16 protein-coding genes are annotated in these 18,012 nt (G+C 58.1%); 7 read left to right on the top strand and 9 right to left on the bottom strand.

Annotated elements, in window-relative coordinates:
- The coding region (locus RBB34_RS19000) for a transposase domain-containing protein (protein WP_306120828.1) at positions 1 to 112 on the top strand (112 nt) is incomplete at its 5' end.
- Positions 113 to 296: 184 nt separating this feature from the next.
- Positions 297 to 980, top strand: a complete 684-nt coding sequence (locus RBB34_RS19005; protein WP_306120829.1) for a UTRA domain-containing protein — start codon at positions 297 to 299, stop codon at positions 978 to 980.
- Position 981: 1 nt separating this feature from the next.
- Here the strand turns inward: RBB34_RS19005 and RBB34_RS19010 are convergent, their stop codons facing one another.
- The 8 genes from RBB34_RS19010 to RBB34_RS19045 all read right to left on the bottom strand — a co-directional run bounded on the left by RBB34_RS19010 (position 982) and on the right by RBB34_RS19045 (position 9,668).
- The gene (locus RBB34_RS19010) at positions 982 to 2,283 is read right to left on the bottom strand and encodes a hypothetical protein (RefSeq protein WP_306120816.1); all 1,302 of its coding nucleotides are present in this window, start codon (positions 2,281 to 2,283) and stop codon (positions 982 to 984) included.
- Complete coding sequence (locus RBB34_RS19015) at positions 2,283 to 3,299, bottom strand: alcohol dehydrogenase catalytic domain-containing protein (RefSeq protein WP_306120830.1); 1,017 nt, start codon at positions 3,297 to 3,299, stop codon at positions 2,283 to 2,285. Before RBB34_RS19015 ends, RBB34_RS19010 begins: the two co-directional genes overlap by 1 nt.
- Before the next feature lies 1 nt (position 3,300).
- The gene (gene hisD, locus RBB34_RS19020) at positions 3,301 to 4,623 is read right to left on the bottom strand and encodes a histidinol dehydrogenase (RefSeq protein WP_306120817.1); all 1,323 of its coding nucleotides are present in this window, start codon (positions 4,621 to 4,623) and stop codon (positions 3,301 to 3,303) included.
- Between the two features lie 33 nt (positions 4,624 to 4,656).
- The gene (locus tag RBB34_RS19025; protein ID WP_346432553.1) at positions 4,657 to 5,457 is read right to left on the bottom strand and encodes an ABC transporter permease; all 801 of its coding nucleotides are present in this window, start codon (positions 5,455 to 5,457) and stop codon (positions 4,657 to 4,659) included.
- Complete coding sequence (locus RBB34_RS19030) at positions 5,454 to 6,407, bottom strand: ABC transporter permease (protein WP_306120819.1); 954 nt, start codon at positions 6,405 to 6,407, stop codon at positions 5,454 to 5,456. The genes RBB34_RS19025 and RBB34_RS19030 overlap by 4 nt, the downstream gene beginning before the upstream one ends.
- Before the next feature lie 63 nt (positions 6,408 to 6,470).
- Positions 6,471 to 7,574, bottom strand: coding sequence for a PotD/PotF family extracellular solute-binding protein (locus RBB34_RS19035; RefSeq protein WP_306120820.1), 1,104 nt, complete (start codon positions 7,572 to 7,574; stop codon positions 6,471 to 6,473).
- An 81-nt stretch (positions 7,575 to 7,655) separates the two neighbouring features.
- Positions 7,656 to 8,735: an ABC transporter ATP-binding protein gene (locus RBB34_RS19040; RefSeq protein WP_306120831.1), complete on the bottom strand. Its 1,080-nt coding sequence runs from the start codon at positions 8,733 to 8,735 to the stop codon at positions 7,656 to 7,658.
- Between the two features lie 159 nt (positions 8,736 to 8,894).
- Positions 8,895 to 9,668: a glucose 1-dehydrogenase gene (locus RBB34_RS19045; RefSeq protein ID WP_306120821.1), complete on the bottom strand. Its 774-nt coding sequence runs from the start codon at positions 9,666 to 9,668 to the stop codon at positions 8,895 to 8,897.
- A gap of 46 nt (positions 9,669 to 9,714) precedes the next feature.
- On the opposite strand from RBB34_RS19045, the gene RBB34_RS19050 reads away from it, so the two are divergent.
- Complete coding sequence (locus RBB34_RS19050; protein WP_306120822.1) at positions 9,715 to 10,866, top strand: aminotransferase class I/II-fold pyridoxal phosphate-dependent enzyme; 1,152 nt, start codon at positions 9,715 to 9,717, stop codon at positions 10,864 to 10,866.
- On the opposite strand, the gene RBB34_RS19055 is transcribed toward RBB34_RS19050, so the two are convergent.
- Positions 10,848 to 12,221, bottom strand: a complete 1,374-nt coding sequence (locus tag RBB34_RS19055; protein WP_306120823.1) for a formimidoylglutamate deiminase — start codon at positions 12,219 to 12,221, stop codon at positions 10,848 to 10,850. The two genes, RBB34_RS19050 and RBB34_RS19055, sit on opposite strands and share 19 nt — an antisense overlap.
- Positions 12,222 to 12,323: 102 nt before the next feature.
- Here RBB34_RS19055 and hutI point away from each other — a divergent pair, with 102 nt between their 5' ends.
- The 4 genes from hutI to hutU are packed head-to-tail and all read left to right on the top strand — an operon-like array spanning position 12,324 to position 17,477.
- Complete coding sequence (gene hutI, locus RBB34_RS19060) at positions 12,324 to 13,511, top strand: imidazolonepropionase (protein WP_306120824.1); 1,188 nt, start codon at positions 12,324 to 12,326, stop codon at positions 13,509 to 13,511.
- Positions 13,508 to 15,028 carry a histidine ammonia-lyase gene (gene hutH, locus RBB34_RS19065; RefSeq protein ID WP_306120825.1) on the top strand — a complete coding sequence of 507 codons (1,521 nt, stop codon included), beginning with the start codon at positions 13,508 to 13,510 and terminating at the stop codon, positions 15,026 to 15,028. Before hutI ends, hutH begins: the two co-directional genes overlap by 4 nt.
- Complete coding sequence (gene hutG / locus RBB34_RS19070) at positions 15,025 to 15,813, top strand: N-formylglutamate deformylase (protein ID WP_306120826.1); 789 nt, start codon at positions 15,025 to 15,027, stop codon at positions 15,811 to 15,813. The genes hutH and hutG overlap by 4 nt, the downstream gene beginning before the upstream one ends.
- Entirely contained in the window at positions 15,810 to 17,477 is a 1,668-nt protein-coding gene (hutU, locus tag RBB34_RS19075; RefSeq protein WP_306120827.1) for a urocanate hydratase, read from the top strand. Before hutG ends, hutU begins: the two co-directional genes overlap by 4 nt.
- The last annotated feature ends 535 nt before the right edge of the window (positions 17,478 to 18,012 follow it).

Below are 18,012 nucleotides of genomic sequence, written 5' to 3' on the forward strand. Positions count from 1 at the left end.
CACCGTCGACCCCCATGCCTGGCTGACCGCAACCCTCCGGGCCATCGCAGGCGGTCACATGCAGAGCCGGATCGACGAGTTGCTGCCCTGGAATTACGCCGCCAAGGTGTGATCACAACACCGCTTACGTCTAAGAACAGTGGATCCAACACTGTTGCGTTCACCAAACAGCCCTGCGACCATGAGGAACGTTAGCGGCAGCGACCGTTGCCGCCCTAAAGACCGTTTGGAGCACTGTCATTCCTAATAGAGACGCCAAGACTGCCGACGAGGCTCAGTCGTTGCATGCGACAATTTTGAATGACGTTCGTGAGAATATCATTTCAGGGACTTGGCCACCGGGATACAGGATACCTTTCGAGGCTGAGCTAGCCAAACACTACGGCTGCTCACGAATGACCGTCAATAAGGCTCTTACGCAACTGACGCGCGCCGGGTTCCTTGTCAGGAGTCGCAAGGCAGGAACCTATGTTAAAGCACCTCAAAGCCTATCCGCGGCGTTGGAGATCACCAACATTCGTCAAGAGGTCGAGGCTTCCGGCAGGCGCTACGGCTACCGGCTGTTGCAACACATACATCGAACTGCAACCCGCGAAGACCATGACCGGCTCGACGATGACAATCCGGCGCTGGTCCATGCGATCACGTGCTTGCATGAAGCTGACGATAGGCCATTCTGCTACGAGCTTCGTCTGATCAATCCTGACGCCGTTCCCTCAATTGACCCAAACGCATTTCAAGAAGAGCCCCCAGGTGCTTGGCTTCTGCGGATGGTGCCGTGGAGTTCTGCCGAACATCAAATCGTCGCAAGTGCAGCCGATGACACCACCGCCAAGGCTCTAGATATCGCGCCGGGTACGGCTTGTCTCGAGATTCAACGCAAAACAATGAACGAGAAGGGTCGGGTGACCTGGACTAAAATGACTTATCCCGGTGACAAGCATCGTTTGATCGCCAGCTTCTCTCCGGGTTCCAGTTGAGTCAATCGGGATCGATCATCGTCAGGAAATCGTCAACCACAGTGCTTCCGTCGAGCGCCTCGCTGCCCATCAGCGCCGTTACGTAAAGGCCAATGGCCGAAGCAACGGGGCCGCGCCGTGAATTGTCCGCACGAAGATTGGCAACCAGCGCCGGACACATGGCGAGCGATGTACGCATGATCTGCTTCCAATTGTCCGGCAGCAATCCTTCAGCCCGCAGGTGGGACAAAAATGGTCTCCAATAGGCGTCGGCCTTGGCACGCAAGAGATCCTGCCGCAAAGGGCTTAGTCGCCAATCGGTCTCCAGCGATACGGTGTCGCCGTCAAACCGTGCATGCGCTTGGTAGCAAAGCTCGGCCCGTTCGGGATTATAGAGCCAAAGGGGGTGGGCAAACACATTGTGAAAGGTCGCCTTGACCTCGGCGATCAGGGACGGGACATGCTCTCCAGCAAAAGCAGGGTCGAAATAGACAAGGCGAGGTTCGGAACCGGTGCTTTCAAACCAGACATTCGCGTTGTGGGCATCGCCGTGCGCGACAATGCCACCGGCATTGGCCAATGCGTTGGGATGCAGAAGCTCGAAAGCCAGATCAAATATGTCGGTGAATGTCCGCTGCATCTGTTGTCCGTTCAGCACAAGCGTTGCAGAGGACAACTCACGCCACCCAAGCGTTATGCCGGGCAGATCGAAATTCTGGTCGACATAGAACGCCTTGTAGCGTCCTCCAGGATAGGCGCCGGCCGGCAGGTCGACCAGCCGCTCGTGGAAGAGGCGGTGGATGGCTTCTCCGGCGACTTCGTTGGCACCGACCGGATGGAGAGTCTTTCTGGCCACCGTCAATAGCTGTTCGTTCAGCTTCTGCTCGGCGCGGACGGCCTGTAAGTGAAGGCTTGTCGTCCCTTCTGGAGGCGGTTTTCCTTTTTGATGCGCATTGGCATCGAGGTCAAAAAGCACATCGGAGAAACGCCGGTCGTTCCGACGACGGTAGATCAGAATCTGTTCTCCAGGGTCGGTTGACGCCATCACCGGCATATCGACCGGTAAGCCCTCTTGCTGGAGAAGGTCGGCGCGATAGTATTCGCCGCGCATCTCTTCTTCGCCTTCTTCCTGGTGGAACTTGAAGAAGAATGCGCCGGCATCGGTCTCGAAAAACCCGTTGAGCGAGTTCAAGGAGTATTGGTCGTTGTTGAGCTTGATAGCTCGGGCCTCGATCTGGAATCGATCACGCAGCAACGTGGCCAATGCGGCTTTCGCGCCCGGCTCGTCGGAACGCACGAGTTGGCGGATTTCAGCGGTACGCATTACACGTGGCCTCCAATCTTGAAGAGTGTCTTGATCGACCGACCGTGGCCCGATGACGCTATCTCATAGGCTTTCGCGGCATCCTCAAGATCGAACGCCTGCCCAAGAACCGGGCGAAACCGCTCCGGATGCCGCTCAAGTTGGGACACTGCCTGCGCGAGTTCGTCGTTAAAGGCATGGCATCCGACAAGGGCAATCTCCCGTTCAACCAGATGCACGGGATCTATGGAGATCTCACCGGAGCCGATGCCGACGAGGCCAATGGTTGCCCCCGCGAAGCGCGCGATAAGTTCGTCGAGCACCGCAACATTGCCGGTGGTGTCGAGGATGTGGTGCACCGGAACTCCATGATCCGTCATCGAAGGCAGTTCGCCATGGCTCGACGCGGCTTGGTGTCCGACGAACGCCGAAACCGCATCGGCACGTTCTGCATTCCGGTCGGCGACCAGAACGGCTCGCTCGGATTCCTGAGATGCCACGATCGCCGAAAGCGCGCCAATCGGCCCACACCCAATGATCAAGACCGGGTCTTTCGGCCCCGGACTCAATCTGCCTATGGCATGGAGCGCCACGGCCAACGGTTCGGCCAGGGAGAGAACATCAAGGTTCGCGGCGGGGTCCGCCTTGACAAGAAGGTTTGCGGGTATTGTGACAAATTCGGCAAACCCTCCATCGATCGCTTCACCGACAAACCCTAGCGTTTCGCAGATCTGCGGTTTACCATTCGCGCATGCGGCGCACTGCCCGCAGGTATAGCGCGAATCGACGACCACACGGTCTCCCGCGTCAAAACCGGTGACCGCTGACCCCACGCGTTCCACCTCACCGGAGAACTCATGGCCCGCGACCGACGGTGCGCGGGTAATCCACTGGCCGGTCCTAAAGTTGTGAAGGTCCGACCCGCAGATGCCGGCAAAGGCGACACGGATGACCACATCGTTCGGAGTCGGATTCGAGGGAACAGGTATTGTCTCGACGCGAAGATCTTTGGCGGCGTGAAGGCGAACCGCGGTCATGCTAGCCAAGGTACTCATCCCGTAGCTCGGAGACGGCATTGCCGTGCGACGAGAAACCTTCATAGCCGGCCAGAATCCGGGCGTGTTTCGCCATTTCCGGGTAGGCAGGTTTGGTCACATAGCCAATCGAGGAACACTTGACGAAGTCATGGACCGAAAGCGGTCCGAATGTGCGGGCGCCCTGGCTGGTAGGCAGAACGGCATTGGGGCCGAGGCCGAAGTTCCCGATCGATACGGGCGTATGCGGTCCCATCAGTATCTCGGACGCTTCGGTGATGTGGCCAAGGTGTTCAAACGGTTGTTTCGAGAGCAGCTCAAGGTGTTCGGGTGCATAGTCGTTGATGAATTTGTAGCATTCTTCCACCGACCCGGTGAGGACGACACCACCCTGCGAGCCGGTTAGCACCGTCTGGGAGAATTCGCGGCGTTGCGGCGTCATCTTGGCCCACAGCTGGGGCAAAGCCGCAAGTGCCTGCTCAACGATCCTTTGCGAGTGCGTGACCAGATAGGCCGAGCTGTCGGGACCGTGCTCCGCCTCGATGAGAAGATCCATCGCTGCGAGGCCACCATGGACTGTTTCGTCGGCGAAGATGATCGCCTCCGAGGGGCCAGCCGGCAGTCCCGGATCGATCTTGTCGGCCAGGCGTCGTTTCGCGGCCACCAACCACGGACTACCGGGACCGACTATCTTGAGAGCGGGTTTGATCGTTTCGGTGCCGAAGGCAGCCGCGGCGACGGCCTGGGCGCCACCGGCTTTGTAGACGTTTTCGACCCCTGCCAGACGGGCAGCGACCAGGGTAGCGGCATCCACCGAGCCGTCGGGAGTCGGCGGCGTGAGAATCGCCAGTTCAGGGACTTCGGCAACGACCCCGGGGACAGCCGTCATCATCGTGACCGACGGAAAAGCACCCTTGCCGCGCGGCACGTAGAGCGCAACCGAGCGAATGGGCGTGTAGCGATCACCGGCATAGGCGCCAGGCTTGATCTCTTTCAGCCACATGGGCTCGGGCTTTTGCTCCTCGTGAAAAGACCTGATGTTCTCAATACCGTGCTCGATGGCGGCGACTACCTCGGCCTCGACGGCATCGAACGCCGCATCGAATTCGGCTTCGGTGGCCTTGATTCCTTCAGCAGTAAGGCGGGCGGCACCATCAAGCTCACGACCGAACCGTGCGAGAGCCTCATCTCCTTCAACCCTCACGGCCTCAATGATCGGATCCACACGCTGGAGGAAATCGGACAGATCAGTCTCCGACCGCTTGAGTAGGGCTGGATATCGATCTTCGCTTAACGTTGCGAGTTCATGAACGGTGACCGATGACATGGTAAATTCCTTTTGATCGACCGCGGGCCGCGGTTACTTGGACTTGAGGAAAACTTCCAAACCCACCAGACGATCGAGCACGATAATGGCGCTGAGGGCGACCGCGATGAAAACCACGGAAACCGCGGCCAGATCGGGAGTGATGATGGAACGAATGGAATTGTAGATTTGAACCGGCAGTGTCACGATCCGAGCGTCGACGAGCAGCAAGCTGACGAGGAATTCGTTCAGCGATAGAATGAACATGAGCAAAGACCCGGTAATGACGCCGGGGGTCACCGCAGGAAGCGTCACACTGAAAAAGGTCTGGACCGGGCCGGCCCCACAACTCATGGCAGCCAACTCTAGATCAGGATCGAGACTGGCCGCACTTGAGGAAACCGCCCAGATCATAAAGGGCAGGTTAATGGTGGCCGTTGCTATGCCAATGGGCCAAAGGCTTCCCAAAACGCCGGCCTGCCCGAAAGCGAGCATCAAGCCAATGCCCGAACCGATCAACGGAATCGTAAACGGCAATAGCAGGTAGACTTGGATGAGCTTTTCGCCACGGATGCGGTAGCGGGCAAGCGCAATGCCGGCGAGCGTGCCAGCCGGCAAGGAAACCAGCACACATATGATTGCAACCTGGACGGAGCGAATAAAGGCTTCGCGTAAGGTCTGCTCGCCAACGATGGCGTTGTACCAACGCAGTGAAAACCCATCGGGCGGGAACTGAATGATGTTGCCGGAGGTCACCGATGCGCCTAGTACGACAAGTGTCGGCGCAGAGAGCATGACGACCGCAAAGGTTACCATGACGCGGAACAGTACGGTCTGTGTTCGCCCCATGATCAGCGCACCTCGTTTTCGCTCTTGCCGAGCGCCAGTGTGCCGGCGCCGAAGGTCGCCAAGGCGATACCGACGACCAATGAACCTGTTGCCACAAGAATGATGGTAAGCGCCGAACCGAAACCTTGGTCCGATGTTCGGAAGAACTGATCGTAGATCGCGTTGGCGATGAAGTCCTGCGTTCCGCCGCCAAGAATGGCTGGCATCGCGAAATCGGTCAGGGTCAGCGTGAGAACAACGATGCCCGATCCGATTAGGCCGGGCTTGGCCATGGGCAAGACTACATGAAGCAGCGTCTGGAACCAGTCGGCCCCCAGAGAACCGGCGGCCGCTTCCATTTCCTCGGGAATGGCGGTCAAAGCTGGCGCTAGCATCAAGACGGCGAACGGCAGCATGTACTGGACGAGACCGAAAATGACGGCCGGGTAGTTAAAGAGAAGACGCAGAGGCTCGATGCCGATCAATCCCAGCGCGTCGTTGATGATACCCTGGTTGCCCAGAATGATGAGCCACCCGTAGGCTCGTACGACCTGCCCGATAAAGAAGGGCAGAAACAATGCGATTAGCAGGGCCTTGCGTACCAAGGCCGATCGGGTCCTGACCATCATGTAGGCGTATGGAAACGCCAGGATCAGTGTGATGATCGTCACGACGAAGGCACCGAAAAGGCTTCTCCAAATGATGGTGTAGGTAAACCCCTCGCTGAGCGCCCGCCGATAGTTTTCGAGCGAGTAATTCTCGGAAAACAGAAAGGTGGTCCTGTCCAACGTGCGAAGCGAAGAGTCTCCGATGTAGACAAGCCCGATCACCAGAAGCCCGACGACCGAAATGGCGGGAACCAGAAGAAGATAAGGTGTGAGTTTTCCGCCACCTTTGGGCCAGGCGACTGCGAAAACGCCCTCAAGCGCGTCCATAACGCGCCAGCTTATCGGATAAGACGTCTTATAGTTTTTCACGCGAAGGCACCAAAAAAGCGGCCGGGCACGATGAACGCGCCCAGCCGGTCCGGGAGGAAACTCTTAGCCTTGCATGATCTGTTTGAACCGAGAGAACCACTCGCTCTCATGCTCAACCTGGATCTGACCTGAAATCCGGATCAGCCTTTCGAAGTCTTCAGGCTCCGTTGGGTAGGACGGATCGCCAGCAAGGCCTTCCGGTGGCGTCAAACCTGGAACAACGCCCGGTAGGCCAAGACCATCCAGCCATACTTGCTGAGCTTCGGGTGTCAGCGCGAAGTTGATGTATTCACGCGACCAGTAAAGGTCGCCTTCGGAGTGACCGCGAGGAATCCAGAGTCCGTCGGTATCGAACTTCGCGCCCTCTTCGGGCACGGTCCAGGCAACATCGATACCATTCCTGCGCGCGCCGAGCGCATTCGTCGAGATCGTGCAGGCGGCGTCGATCTCGCCGTTTTGGAACCAGTTCACAAAGTCCGGGTCCTCGCCTAGTAGCGGTTCCTGCTCCTTGATGCGTTCCACAAACTCCCAGCAGGGGCCCATGTTGTCGGGAATACCCTCGAGCGTACCGCCACCTGCTATCTGAGCGGGGAAGTGGAAGCCGATACCGTCGTTGTAGAATGCGATGCGGCCACGAAACCTTGGATCAAGAAGATCGTGGTACGAGGTCGGCGGGCCATCAGGGAACGCCTCGGGACGATAGGCCAGCACATAGACGTAGCCGTAAGTGTTGACGATCGGGTAGCCCTCGACGCCAACGGGTTTAGCTAGGTCCAATGTACCTGCAATGTTTGGCAAATCCGAAAGGTCTTCGCATACGCCGCGCAGCGCCGACTTTGTTGCGTTTACAGTCGTATCCCAGTTGATGTGGATTGGCGGTGTACGCCCCTGTGCCACGGCGGCCCATACCCGCGGTTGGATTTCGTTATCCTCCGTAAGATCATGGATCACGCGGATGCCTGTGCGCTCTGTGAACGGATTTGAAACCCCGGCTTCCAGAGCTGCCACCCACGGGCCGCCCCAGGCGCGAATGATGATCTCATTTGGTTTTGGTGGCTCTTGCGCCCGTAAGATAGTTGGCGCTGCCAGGCCACCCATGCTGACCGCACCCAAAGCGGCCGACGCTTTGAGTATCTGACGGCGATTGACGTTCTTTGTCGTGGTCATTGAATGCTCCTCTTTGATGAACTGCTCACTGATGTTTTCGCTGCCGCAACTCTTATATTCGGTGACTCCACAGCGGCCGAACTATGAAATCCCCGCGTAAACGTGCATGTCGTTCGTATTCCAACCGACGTGTACCAGCTCACCAATGTGATGCGTGGCGAACTCATCCTGATCGTGGTGAAAGATACGGATTGGATCGGCCGACACGCCCGGTACATCAACAACATAAATCTGGCGCTCGCCTTCAAAGATGACGTCTGCAATTCGTCCGGTGAACGAGAAGTCCGTCTTGTCCAGTGGCTTGCCCTCGCGGGCTATTCGAATCTGCTCGGCCCTTAGGGCGCATTTTACGGCAGCACCGGATTCAAAGCGCGTGATGTTCGAAGAACCCAGCCGCGACTGCCCTGACAATTCCTGCTCGCCGACAAGTACAGAGGCTGTATCGCCTACTCGTTTTACCAGCTTGCCGGAGAACACATTGGTCACGCCGATAAAGGTCGCCACGAAGGGGTTTTCAGGGCTGCGATACATCTGTATGGGCGCCGCATTTTGCTGAATTTCGGCGTTGTTCATGACAATGATGCGATCCGAGACGACCAATGCTTCGCGCTGGTCGTGTGTCACATTGATCGTGGTAACGCCTAACTCCTTTTGGATGCGCCGAAATTCGAGCTGCATCTCCTCGCGCAGCTTCCGGTCTAGCGCCGCAAGAGGCTCGTCAAGTAGCAGCAGATCCGGCTCGAACACGAGCGCGCGAGCAATCGCAACGCGCTGCTGCTGTCCGCCGGAGAGTTCGTGGATGCGCCTGTTTTCAAGGCCGTCAAGCCGCACAAGTTTTAGATACTGAAGCACACGATCCGGGATGGTCCGGGCATCAAATCTCCGCATCTTAAGAGGGAATGCAACATTTTCGGCGGCTGTCATGTGAGGAAAAAGTGCAAGTTTCTGAAACACCATGCCGATAGCGCGCTTGTTTGCCGCGACGGCGTTCACGGCTTCACCTTTAATGAAGATCTCACCGGATGTGGGGGTGAGGAATCCCGCGATCATGCGTAAGAGCGTGGTCTTGCCCGACCCTGAAGGACCTAGAATCGTTAGGAAGCGACCTTGCTCCAACTGGAAACTGGCATTTTTGACCGCGTAGAAATTGCCGAAGCGCATATTGACTGCTTTTGCGGAAACAGCAGGCACTGGTCCGAAGGTCTCCGAAGCATGCTCTTGGACGGTATGTGGCAGCTCATGTTGCATCTGTGATCCGCTTATATGTCTATACATAAAAGGCTTGAATGAAAGCCATGTCAAGCCGTTGAGCATCACTCATCAAATTGAAGCCAAGTAGCCACCGTCAATTCCGAGACATTGTCCAGTCACATATCGAGACGCGTCGCTGGCCAGGAAAATCGCTGCACCCTTCAGATCGCTGGGATCGCCAAAACTGCGCATGGGTATCTTGTTCAGCATGGCGCTCTGCCAGCCGGCATCTTCATAAAAGACATTCGTCATGGCGGTACGGAAATAGCCTGGCGCAATTGCGTTTACCCGAATGCCCCGTTCCGCCCACTCGGTGGCAAGGGCACGGGTCATTCCCAACAGACCCGACTTCGAGGAACCGTATGGGACCGCGGCCGGAACGCCGACATAGGAAGTCAATGAACAAACGTTTATGATTGTCCCGCCCGTCGGCGCATCGGCCATATGGCGCCCCACGCTCTGGGCGCAAAAGAAGGCGCCCTTGAGGTTGGTGTCGACGATCTTGTCCCAGATCTCCTCAGAAAGTTCCAGAGACGGGCTGACTTCTTCGTAGCCTGCATTGTTGACCAGTATGTCAATCTTTCCTTGTTCGGCGACGAATTTGTCGATCATGTCGCGCGTGTTGCCGACATTGCGGACATCAAGTTCCATCGGCAGGGCGAAGCCGCCCGCGTCCATGATCATTGAGGTTGTTTCAGATAGCGCATCCAGCGTGCGCGCCGAGATGCCAACGCTTGCACCTGCTTGAGCTAAACCCAAGGCGATTGCCTGACCGAGTCCTCTGCTCGACCCGGTAACCAGCGCGACTTTTCCGGTGAGGTTGAAGTTCGGCTGTGCGCTCATGGGATTTCCTCAACGTGCCTATTATGTATATACATAAAATTCTGACGTGACAACGGAGAATGTCGTTTTGAATTCGCATCCATCAGAACCGCTGAACCTTTTCCGATCAACACTGGCGCGACTGACGCCATACAATGCCGGAAAAAGCCTTGGCGCGGTTGCTCACAACGCAATCGGCAAGGAACGTGCCAAACTCAACTCCAACGAAAACCCATACGGGCTGCTTCCCGGCGTCGAGGAACAGATCATTTGTGCCATCCCGAACCTGTTCATGTACCCAGATTCTGAGGCGGTCGCCCTGCGTGCCGCGTTGTCAAAAAGGCTTGGCGTGGCAGCCAACCGCCTCAGCTTTGGTAATGGATCCGAGGACCTGCTATCCGTGATCTGCCGCGCGGTGATTGAAGATGGCGATCGGGTCGTCACACTCTACCCCTCCTTCCCGTTGCACGAAGACTACGCACAGATGATGGGCGCCAGCGTGGAGCGTGTCCAAGTGCTTCCCGACCTTCGCATCGACCTTGGACGCCTTGTCGAACAAGCGCGTATCCCTGCGAAGATGCTCATCTTGGCCAACCCGATGAACCCGGTAGGGAGCTGGCTCGACCCGGATCAACTCAAGCAGTTGATCGAGTGCCTTCCGCCTCGAACCATGATCGTCTTTGACGAAGCCTATGCTGAATATGCTTGGGGAAAGAGCTATGTTTCGGCCACCGACTTGCTTTCGCAAAGCCCCAATCCGTGGATCGTCCTGAGAACCTTTTCCAAGGCTTGGGGCCTTGCCGGTTTAAGGCTGGGGTTCGGCGTTTGCAGTTCACCCGGACTGTGTGCCGGACTCGATCTTGTCCGCACGCCGTTCAATACCAACGCGCTGGCACAGGTAGCGGCTCTGGCTTCCCTCGAACAAGAGGCCAACATGCGCGAAAGGGTTGCTTTCACGAACGCCGAGCGCGATCGAGTTGCGGACGCGCTGAGGGCCCAAGGTTTCAATCCAGCCAGATCGCGCGGCAATTTTCTCATGTTCGACACAGGAGAGCCGTCCGTCGATCTCGCGGCACGGTTGCTTCATCAAGGGACGATGATCAAAGCTTGGAAGCAGCCCGGGTATGAGACCTTTGTTCGTGTCTCAATCGGAGCCCCTGCGGAGAACGACAAGTTCCTGGGGGACCTGAAAATGGTCTCTCAGCGAAAACCGTCCTGAGTCAGTCTCGCCATCGTCGATTGGAACGCGCTGACAATCTGGTCGTGCCGAACATGTCGTCCATCTTTGATTTGATGGCGACCGGCGCTCCATACATCGCTCACGCAGTTACTACTGTGGCCGGAGAAAACGAGGCTGTCCAGCACCATGTCGCCGCGCCGATGACAGAGCCAGCGATTGTCGGTCGCGATTCCCAGAATGTCGGCCTGCGCGCCTTCGGCGAGGTAACCGGCATCTCTGCCGATCGCTTGATGCCCACCGCGTGTCGTCTTTTCTATAAGATAGCGGCCAACAGACGCATCCGCTGTTGCGAGCCTGACACGTGCTTTGTCGCGCAAACGCTGTGAGTATTCGAGGGTGCAAAGCTCTTCAAAATAGGCGACGTGAATATTGGAATCGGAGCCGACACCCATTGCTCCTCCGTGTTCGGTGTAAGCGACACCGGCGAAGATGCCATCGCCCAAGCTGGACTCGGTAATCGGACACAGGCCGACGACCGCACCGGTTTTTGCCAGCCCGATGGTTTCCTCGGCGGTCATCTGCGTGCAATGGACCAAGCACCAGCGGGTGTCGACAGGCAAGCTTGCGAGGAGCCACTCGATCGGACGGGAGCCCAGATGCTCAAGAACCTCATCGACCTCGGCCAGTTGTTCGGCAAGGTGCATGTGAATCGGTCCATCGCCTGCTAGCTCGATGCAAGCCTGCAGGCCCCGGCTATCGACCGCACGCAGGGAGTGTGGCGCAACACCGATGGAAAAGTCTGAAGGGGCTTGTGCCACGCTTGCCCGAGCCTCCTCCAAGAGATAACCGAACTGCTCGACTGAACAGCCGAAGCGTTGCTGGCCGCCTTCCAGTTGCCGCCGATCACAACCACCGAACTGATAGAGGACCGGCAGGTGCACAAGCCCGATGCCAACCGCTTGTGCTGCCTCAATGATCCGTTCGGTCATCTCCGAAAGACGCTGGTAGGGCAGACCACGCGGCGCGTGATGAAGGTAATGGAACTCGGCCACCGAGCCATAGCCGGCCTCCATCATCTCCATGAACGCCAACGCGGCAATGGATTGAACATCTTCCGGAGTGAGTTGGTCCAAGAACTGGTACATAATCTTTCGCCAAGACCAAAAACTGTCATGACCCCGGGGTCCACGGCGTTCCGTCAAACCGCCCATCGCGCGCTGGAAGGTGTGGCTGTGAAGATTGGCTGGGGCGGGAAGCGCGAGATCGACGCTCTGGTCGCACCGACGCTCCTGACGTTGCACGGAATCGATCCGACCCGCTTCGTTTATGCAGATCTCCACGTCCGCCATCCAACCCGTCGGGGTAAGAGCCTGCTTTGCGTGAATGATTTGCATGGAAGCCTCCAAGGGTGTGGGCGTCGGCGCGACAACCGTTGACAAGAATAAGTATATACATATTAGATGAGATCGAGTGAACACAAGGCCATACGCGCAGTCATGCACCTTCTCATCGATCTTGCGATCGCAACCATGGACGGCCCGGACTACGGACTCATCACCGATGGCGTGATTGCGATTGATGGCCCACGGATCGCCTGGGTCGGACATCGAGGTTTGCTTCCGGAATCGCTTGCTTCCGCGCCGCGAACGTCTTTCGAAGGGCGCCTAGCGACGCCCGGGCTTATCGACTGTCACACGCATATCGTTCATGGAGGCAACCGGGCGAACGAATTTGAGATGCGCCTGAATGGCCAGCCCTATGAAGCGATCGCGAAAGCCGGTGGCGGTATCGTTTCTACGGTTAGGGCAACGCGGTCAGCATCGGAGGATACTCTCTATCAGAGAGCCGCCAAGCGCGTCATGGCGTTGATCTCCGAGGGCATCTGCGCAATCGAGATCAAGTCCGGGTACGGGCTCGACCGCGAGACCGAGTTGAAGATGCTTCGTGTCGCGCGGCGGATCGGTAGCAACCTCCCGGTACACGTCCACACCAGCTTCCTGGGTGCGCACGCAGTGCCCGACGGTATGGATCCGGATAGTTACATCAACGATGTCTGTATACCGGCCCTCAAGGCAGCGCACGCGGAGGGATTGCTGGATGCCGTCGATGGGTTTTGCGAGAATATCGCCTTCAACGCCGATCAAATAAGACGTGTGTTCGATGCGGCAACGTCTCTGGGCTTGCCCGTAAAGCTGCATGCAGAACAGCTCTCACATAGCGGTGGCTCGGCGATCATCGGTGCCTATGCGGGGCTTTCGGCGGATCACCTAGAGTATGCGACGGCTGAAGACGCTGAGTTGCTCGGCAAGTCAGGCGCAGTGGCAGTGCTGCTGCCAGGCGCCTTCTACACACTCCACGAGACGAAACGGCCACCTGTCGAGGCCTTTCGCGCTAACCGGGTTCCGATCGCCGTCGCCACGGACTGGAATCCGGGCTCATCGCCCATGGGTTCTGTCCTTCTAGCTATGAATATGGCCTGCACGCTTTTCGGTCTGACACCCGCGGAGGCGCTGGCGGGGGCGACACGAAACGCGGCGCGCGCACTGGGCCTGCAAAATACCGGGCGGATCACGGAAGGCGCTCGCGCAGATATCGCCATCTGGGATGTCGAAGACCCTGCGGAGCTTGCCTATGGCATTGCCGTGAATCCGCTTTACCGCCGATTCTTTGGAGGAGCCTTTTGAACCACTTCCTTGCACCCGGCGACACGGACCTGCGGCGGCTCGAAGCGCTTTGGCGCGATGGCGGTTGCCCCAAACTGGCTGAACATACCAAGCACATGGTCAAACAGGGCAGCGATCGCGTCGGCGCCGTCATTGTCGGAGATATAGGCGTTTACGGGATTAACACCGGATTCGGAAAGCTTGCCAGCGTCCGCATACCCGCGAGCGACACGCAGACCCTTCAGCGCAATTTAATCCTCAGCCATTGCTGCGGTGTCGGTGATCCGCTTGATGAATCCGAAGTGCGTCTCGTCATGGCGTTGAAGCTCCTGTCATTGGGCAGAGGCGCTTCCGGAGTCCGTTGGGACGTATGTCAGCTTATCGAGGGCATGCTGTCGCAAGGCGTTCTCCCAGTAATACCAGGCCAAGGCTCCGTTGGCGCGTCCGGCGATCTCGCCCCGCTCGCCCATATGGCGGCTGCGATGATTGGCGAAGGCGAAGCCATTCACGAAGGCAAGCGGATGCCCTCATCGGCCGCCCTCGAAAAGGCCGGCCTGACGCCCATCGTGCTGGAAGCCAAGGAAGGGCTTGCGCTCATCAACGGCACTCAGTTTTCGACGGCCTTGGCGCTCACCGCCTTGTTCGACGCCATGCGGATGGTGCGCGCGTCTATCGTCACATCCTGCCTCTCGACGGATGCGATCATGGGTTCCACGCAGCCACTTCACCCTCAAATCCACGAATTGCGCGGGCATCGTGGGCAGATCGATGTGGCCGCAGGCATGGCCGCCGTTATCGAGGGAAGTGAGATACGGGAAAGCCATCGCAGCGGCGATCACCGGGTTCAGGATCCCTACTGCATCCGCTGCCAGCCTCAGGTAACCGGGGCCGCGCTGGACCTGCTTCGCTTTGCGGCGGGCACGCTTGAGACTGAAGCGAATGCGGTGACGGACAATCCCATAATCGTGGACGATGCGATCATTTCAGGCGGCAACTTCCATGCCGAACCCGTTGCATTCGCCGCCGATCAGATCGCATTAGCCCTCAGCGAGATCGGCGCGATAGCGCAGCGCCGCGTGGCGCTGATGGTCGATCCGGCGCTAAGCTTCGACCTGCCGCCTTTCCTAGCGAGCGACCCGGGTCTCAATTCGGGGCTCATGATTGCCGAAGTCACGACGGCGGCGCTGATGAGCGAGAACAAACATCTAGCGAATCCGTGCTCAACGGACAGCACGCCGACATCAGCCAATCAGGAAGACCACGTATCAATGGCAGCTCACGGCGCGCGGCGCTTGAAGCGGATGATCGACAATCTCTCCGTAATCCTTGGGATCGAAGCCATCTGCGCTTGTCAGGGTATCGAGGAACGCGCGCCCCTTGCCACATCACCTAAACTCAACAAGGCTTATGAACGCCTGAGGCAGCATGTCCCCAGGATCGCGGGCGATCGCTACCTGTCGGACGATTTGCAGATCGCTGCAGGGCTGGTGCGTTCGGATGCGTTGTCAGAGGCTGCGCAGGTTGGCGTGGTTCTATGAGCGCAATCGAAGTCCATCGCGGCAATGGTCCAGTTGTCCTGGGCCTACCGCATACGGGAACCGACATTCCAGCCGAAGTCTGCTCGCAGTTGAACGCTGCCGGATTAGCCGTTGCGGACACCGATTGGCATGTCCACGATCTCTACGCCGGCCTTTTGCCAGACGTCACGACCGTTCGGACCCTCGTTTCCAGATATGTGATCGACGTCAATCGCGATCCGTCCGGTCGATCGCTCTATCCGGGTCAGAACACCACCGCGCTTTGTCCGACGACCGACTTCGACGGACAACCGATCTACAAGGAAGGGTTGGAGCCCGGCAGGAACGAGATCCAGCGCCGTCTCAAAGTCGTCCACTGGCCCTATCACGGTGCGCTGGCGCGGGAACTTCAGCGGGTGAAAGATATCCATGGCTTTGTAATCCTCTATGACGCCCATTCCATTCGCTCCCGCATTCCGCACCTGTTCGAAGGCGTGCTGCCCGATTTCAATATCGGCACCGATGGCTGCACGACGTGTGACGACACGATTGAGACCGCAGTCTGCGAAATCTGCAAATCGGCGGACGGCTATTCCTACATTGTGAACGGGCGCTTCAGGGGCGGCTGGACCACCCGAAAGTATGGCAATCCCGGTATGGGGGTCCATGCAATCCAGATGGAGCTTGCCCAGTCGACCTACATGGATGAAGCGCCTCCCTGGCGCTACAGGCCCGAGCGTGCCCGGCTGCTGCGCTCGCACTTACGCGATATCCTGACAACCCTTTCACTTTGGAGGCCGATATGAGCGATCCACGCAAGAACAGCCGGGACATCTATCCGCCGACCGGTCCGGACCTGAACGCCAAGAGCTGGCAGACCGAAGCGCCCCTGAGGATGCTGATGAACAATCTTCATCCCGACGTTGCCGAGAGTCCGCATGAACTTGTCGTCTACGGCGGCATCGGCCGGGCAGCGCGAACGTGGAATGATTTCGACCGCATTATCGACAGCCTCAAGGACCTCGAACTCGACGAAACTCTCATCGTGCAATCTGGTAAGCCGATCGCGATCATCAAGACACATGCCGATGCACCACGGGTCTTGATCGCAAACTCCAACATCGTTCCCCATTGGGCCACCTGGGACCATTTCAACGAGCTCGATCGCAAGGGTCTGGCCATGTACGGCCAGATGACAGCCGGAAGCTGGATCTACATCGGCACGCAGGGCATTGTTCAGGGGACCTACGAGACTTTCGCCGAAGCCGGCAGGCAGCACTATGCCGGCGAGTTGACCGGAAGGTGGATCCTGACCGGCGGCCTTGGCGGCATGGGCGGCGCTCAGCCATTGGCGGCGGTGTTCGCCGGCGCCTGCTGCTTGGCAGTGGAATGCAACCCCGAGAGCATCGATTTCAGGCTGCGAACGAAATATCTTGATGAACGTGCCGACACGCTCGACGAGGCGTTGGCCATGATCAACCGGTGGACGGCGGCCGGCGAAGCGAAATCCGTCGGCCTGCTCGGCAATGCAGCAGACGTTTTCAAAGAGATCCATGCAAGGGGCGTCCGACCGGATATCATTACCGACCAGACCTCGGCACATGACCCAACCAACGGCTATCTGCCTCAAGGCTGGACGCTCGGTCAGTGGCGCGAGAAACGCGAGAGCGATCCAAAAGCCGTAGAGGCCGCCGCTCGGGCTTCGATCAAAATTCACGTTCAAGCGATGGTCGATTTCTGGAACGATGGCGTCCCTGTCCTGGATTATGGCAACAACATCCGGCAGGTCGCATTGGAGGAGGGCCTAGAGAACGCCTTCGCGTTTCCCGGATTTGTGCCCGCGTATATCCGGCCGCTTTTTTGCCGAGGGATTGGCCCCTTTCGATGGTGCGCCCTTTCTGGAGACCCCGAAGACATCTATCGGACCGACGCGGCCATCAAGGAGTTGTTCCCCGAGGACCGCCATCTGCATAGCTGGCTTGACAAGGCAAGGGACCGGATTGCCTTCCAGGGGTTGCCCGCCCGCATTTGCTGGCTGGGCTTGGGCGACCGGCATCGCGCCGGGCTAAAGTTCAACGAGATGGTCGCTTCGGGGGAACTGAAGGCACCGATTGTGATCGGAAGGGATCATCTGGACTCCGGTTCGGTTGCCTCGCCGAACCGGGAAACCGAAGCGATGAAGGATGGCTCCGACGCCGTATCCGATTGGCCACTGCTCAATGCCTTGATGAATGTAGCGAGCGGTGCGACCTGGGTTTCACTTCACCATGGCGGCGGCGTTGGGATGGGCTTCTCGCAGCATTCCGGAGTTGTAATCGTTGCTGACGGAACCGCAGAAGCCGCGGCGCGGCTCGAAAGGGTGCTGTGGAACGATCCCGCTTCGGGCGTATGGCGTCACGCCGATGCTGGTTATGAGGAAGCACTTGCGTGTGCCCAAAAAATGGGGCTCCGATTGCCTGGTATATTATGAATTGACATTTATGATTTTTTTCATAGAGAATTTTCCTCTCTTCAACAGACAGAAATGGAGAAAAACAAAATGAATATTAGGTGATAATAATGATATATACATGATGAGGAAATATCGAAGTGGAAACGCGCGCTCTCCGATACTTTATCGCAGCTGCCGAAGAGCTCAATCTAAGGAGAGCGTCGGATCGTTTGGGTATCCAGAAACCTCCGCTCAGCCGCGCTATATCCAACCTCGAAATCGATGTCGGTACGGACCTGTTCGACAGATCAGGCCGAAGACTACGACTGACGCGCGCAGGCGAACAACTGCTGCGCGACGCACGCATCATCCTCCATCTTGTTGATCGTGCCGGAGAAGCGGCTCGCGATGCAAACCACCAGGCGTCGCCTGCTATCAGGCTCGGCGTTGCAGGGAGCGGATCGAGCCGTACGGTCGATCGGTTCCTACGGGCGCTCAGAGGTGGACCCGCCTGGTGAGACAGTTTTGCGGCTTGGCTAAGGTGGATCGGGTTCGTTTCTATGCCGCCAGTGTC

This window comes from Roseitalea sp. MMSF_3546 (assembly GCF_030732865.1).
Lineage (GTDB): Bacteria > Pseudomonadota > Alphaproteobacteria > Rhizobiales > Rhizobiaceae > Roseitalea.

Bases quoted from the DNA above. Each gene is read 5' to 3' on its own strand.
- RBB34_RS19010 (WP_306120816.1), bottom strand. From the start codon at position 2,283: ATGCGTACCGCTGAAATCCGCCAACTCGTGCGTTCCGACGAGCCGGGC.
- RBB34_RS19015 (WP_306120830.1), bottom strand. From the start codon at position 3,299: ATGACCGCGGTTCGCCTTCACGCCGCCAAAGATCTTCGCGTCGAGACA.
- hisD (WP_306120817.1), bottom strand. From the start codon at position 4,623: ATGTCATCGGTCACCGTTCATGAACTCGCAACGTTAAGCGAAGATCGA.
- RBB34_RS19035 (WP_306120820.1), bottom strand. From the start codon at position 7,574: ATGACCACGACAAAGAACGTCAATCGCCGTCAGATACTCAAAGCGTCG.
- RBB34_RS19040 (WP_306120831.1), bottom strand. From the start codon at position 8,735: ATGCGCTTCGGCAATTTCTACGCGGTCAAAAATGCCAGTTTCCAGTTG.
- RBB34_RS19045 (WP_306120821.1), bottom strand. From the start codon at position 9,668: ATGAGCGCACAGCCGAACTTCAACCTCACCGGAAAAGTCGCGCTGGTT.
- RBB34_RS19055 (WP_306120823.1), bottom strand. From the start codon at position 12,221: ATGCAAATCATTCACGCAAAGCAGGCTCTTACCCCGACGGGTTGGATG.
- hutI (WP_306120824.1), top strand. From the start codon at position 12,324: ATGCACCTTCTCATCGATCTTGCGATCGCAACCATGGACGGCCCGGAC.
- hutG (WP_306120826.1), top strand. From the start codon at position 15,025: ATGAGCGCAATCGAAGTCCATCGCGGCAATGGTCCAGTTGTCCTGGGC.
- hutU (WP_306120827.1), top strand. From the start codon at position 15,810: ATGAGCGATCCACGCAAGAACAGCCGGGACATCTATCCGCCGACCGGT.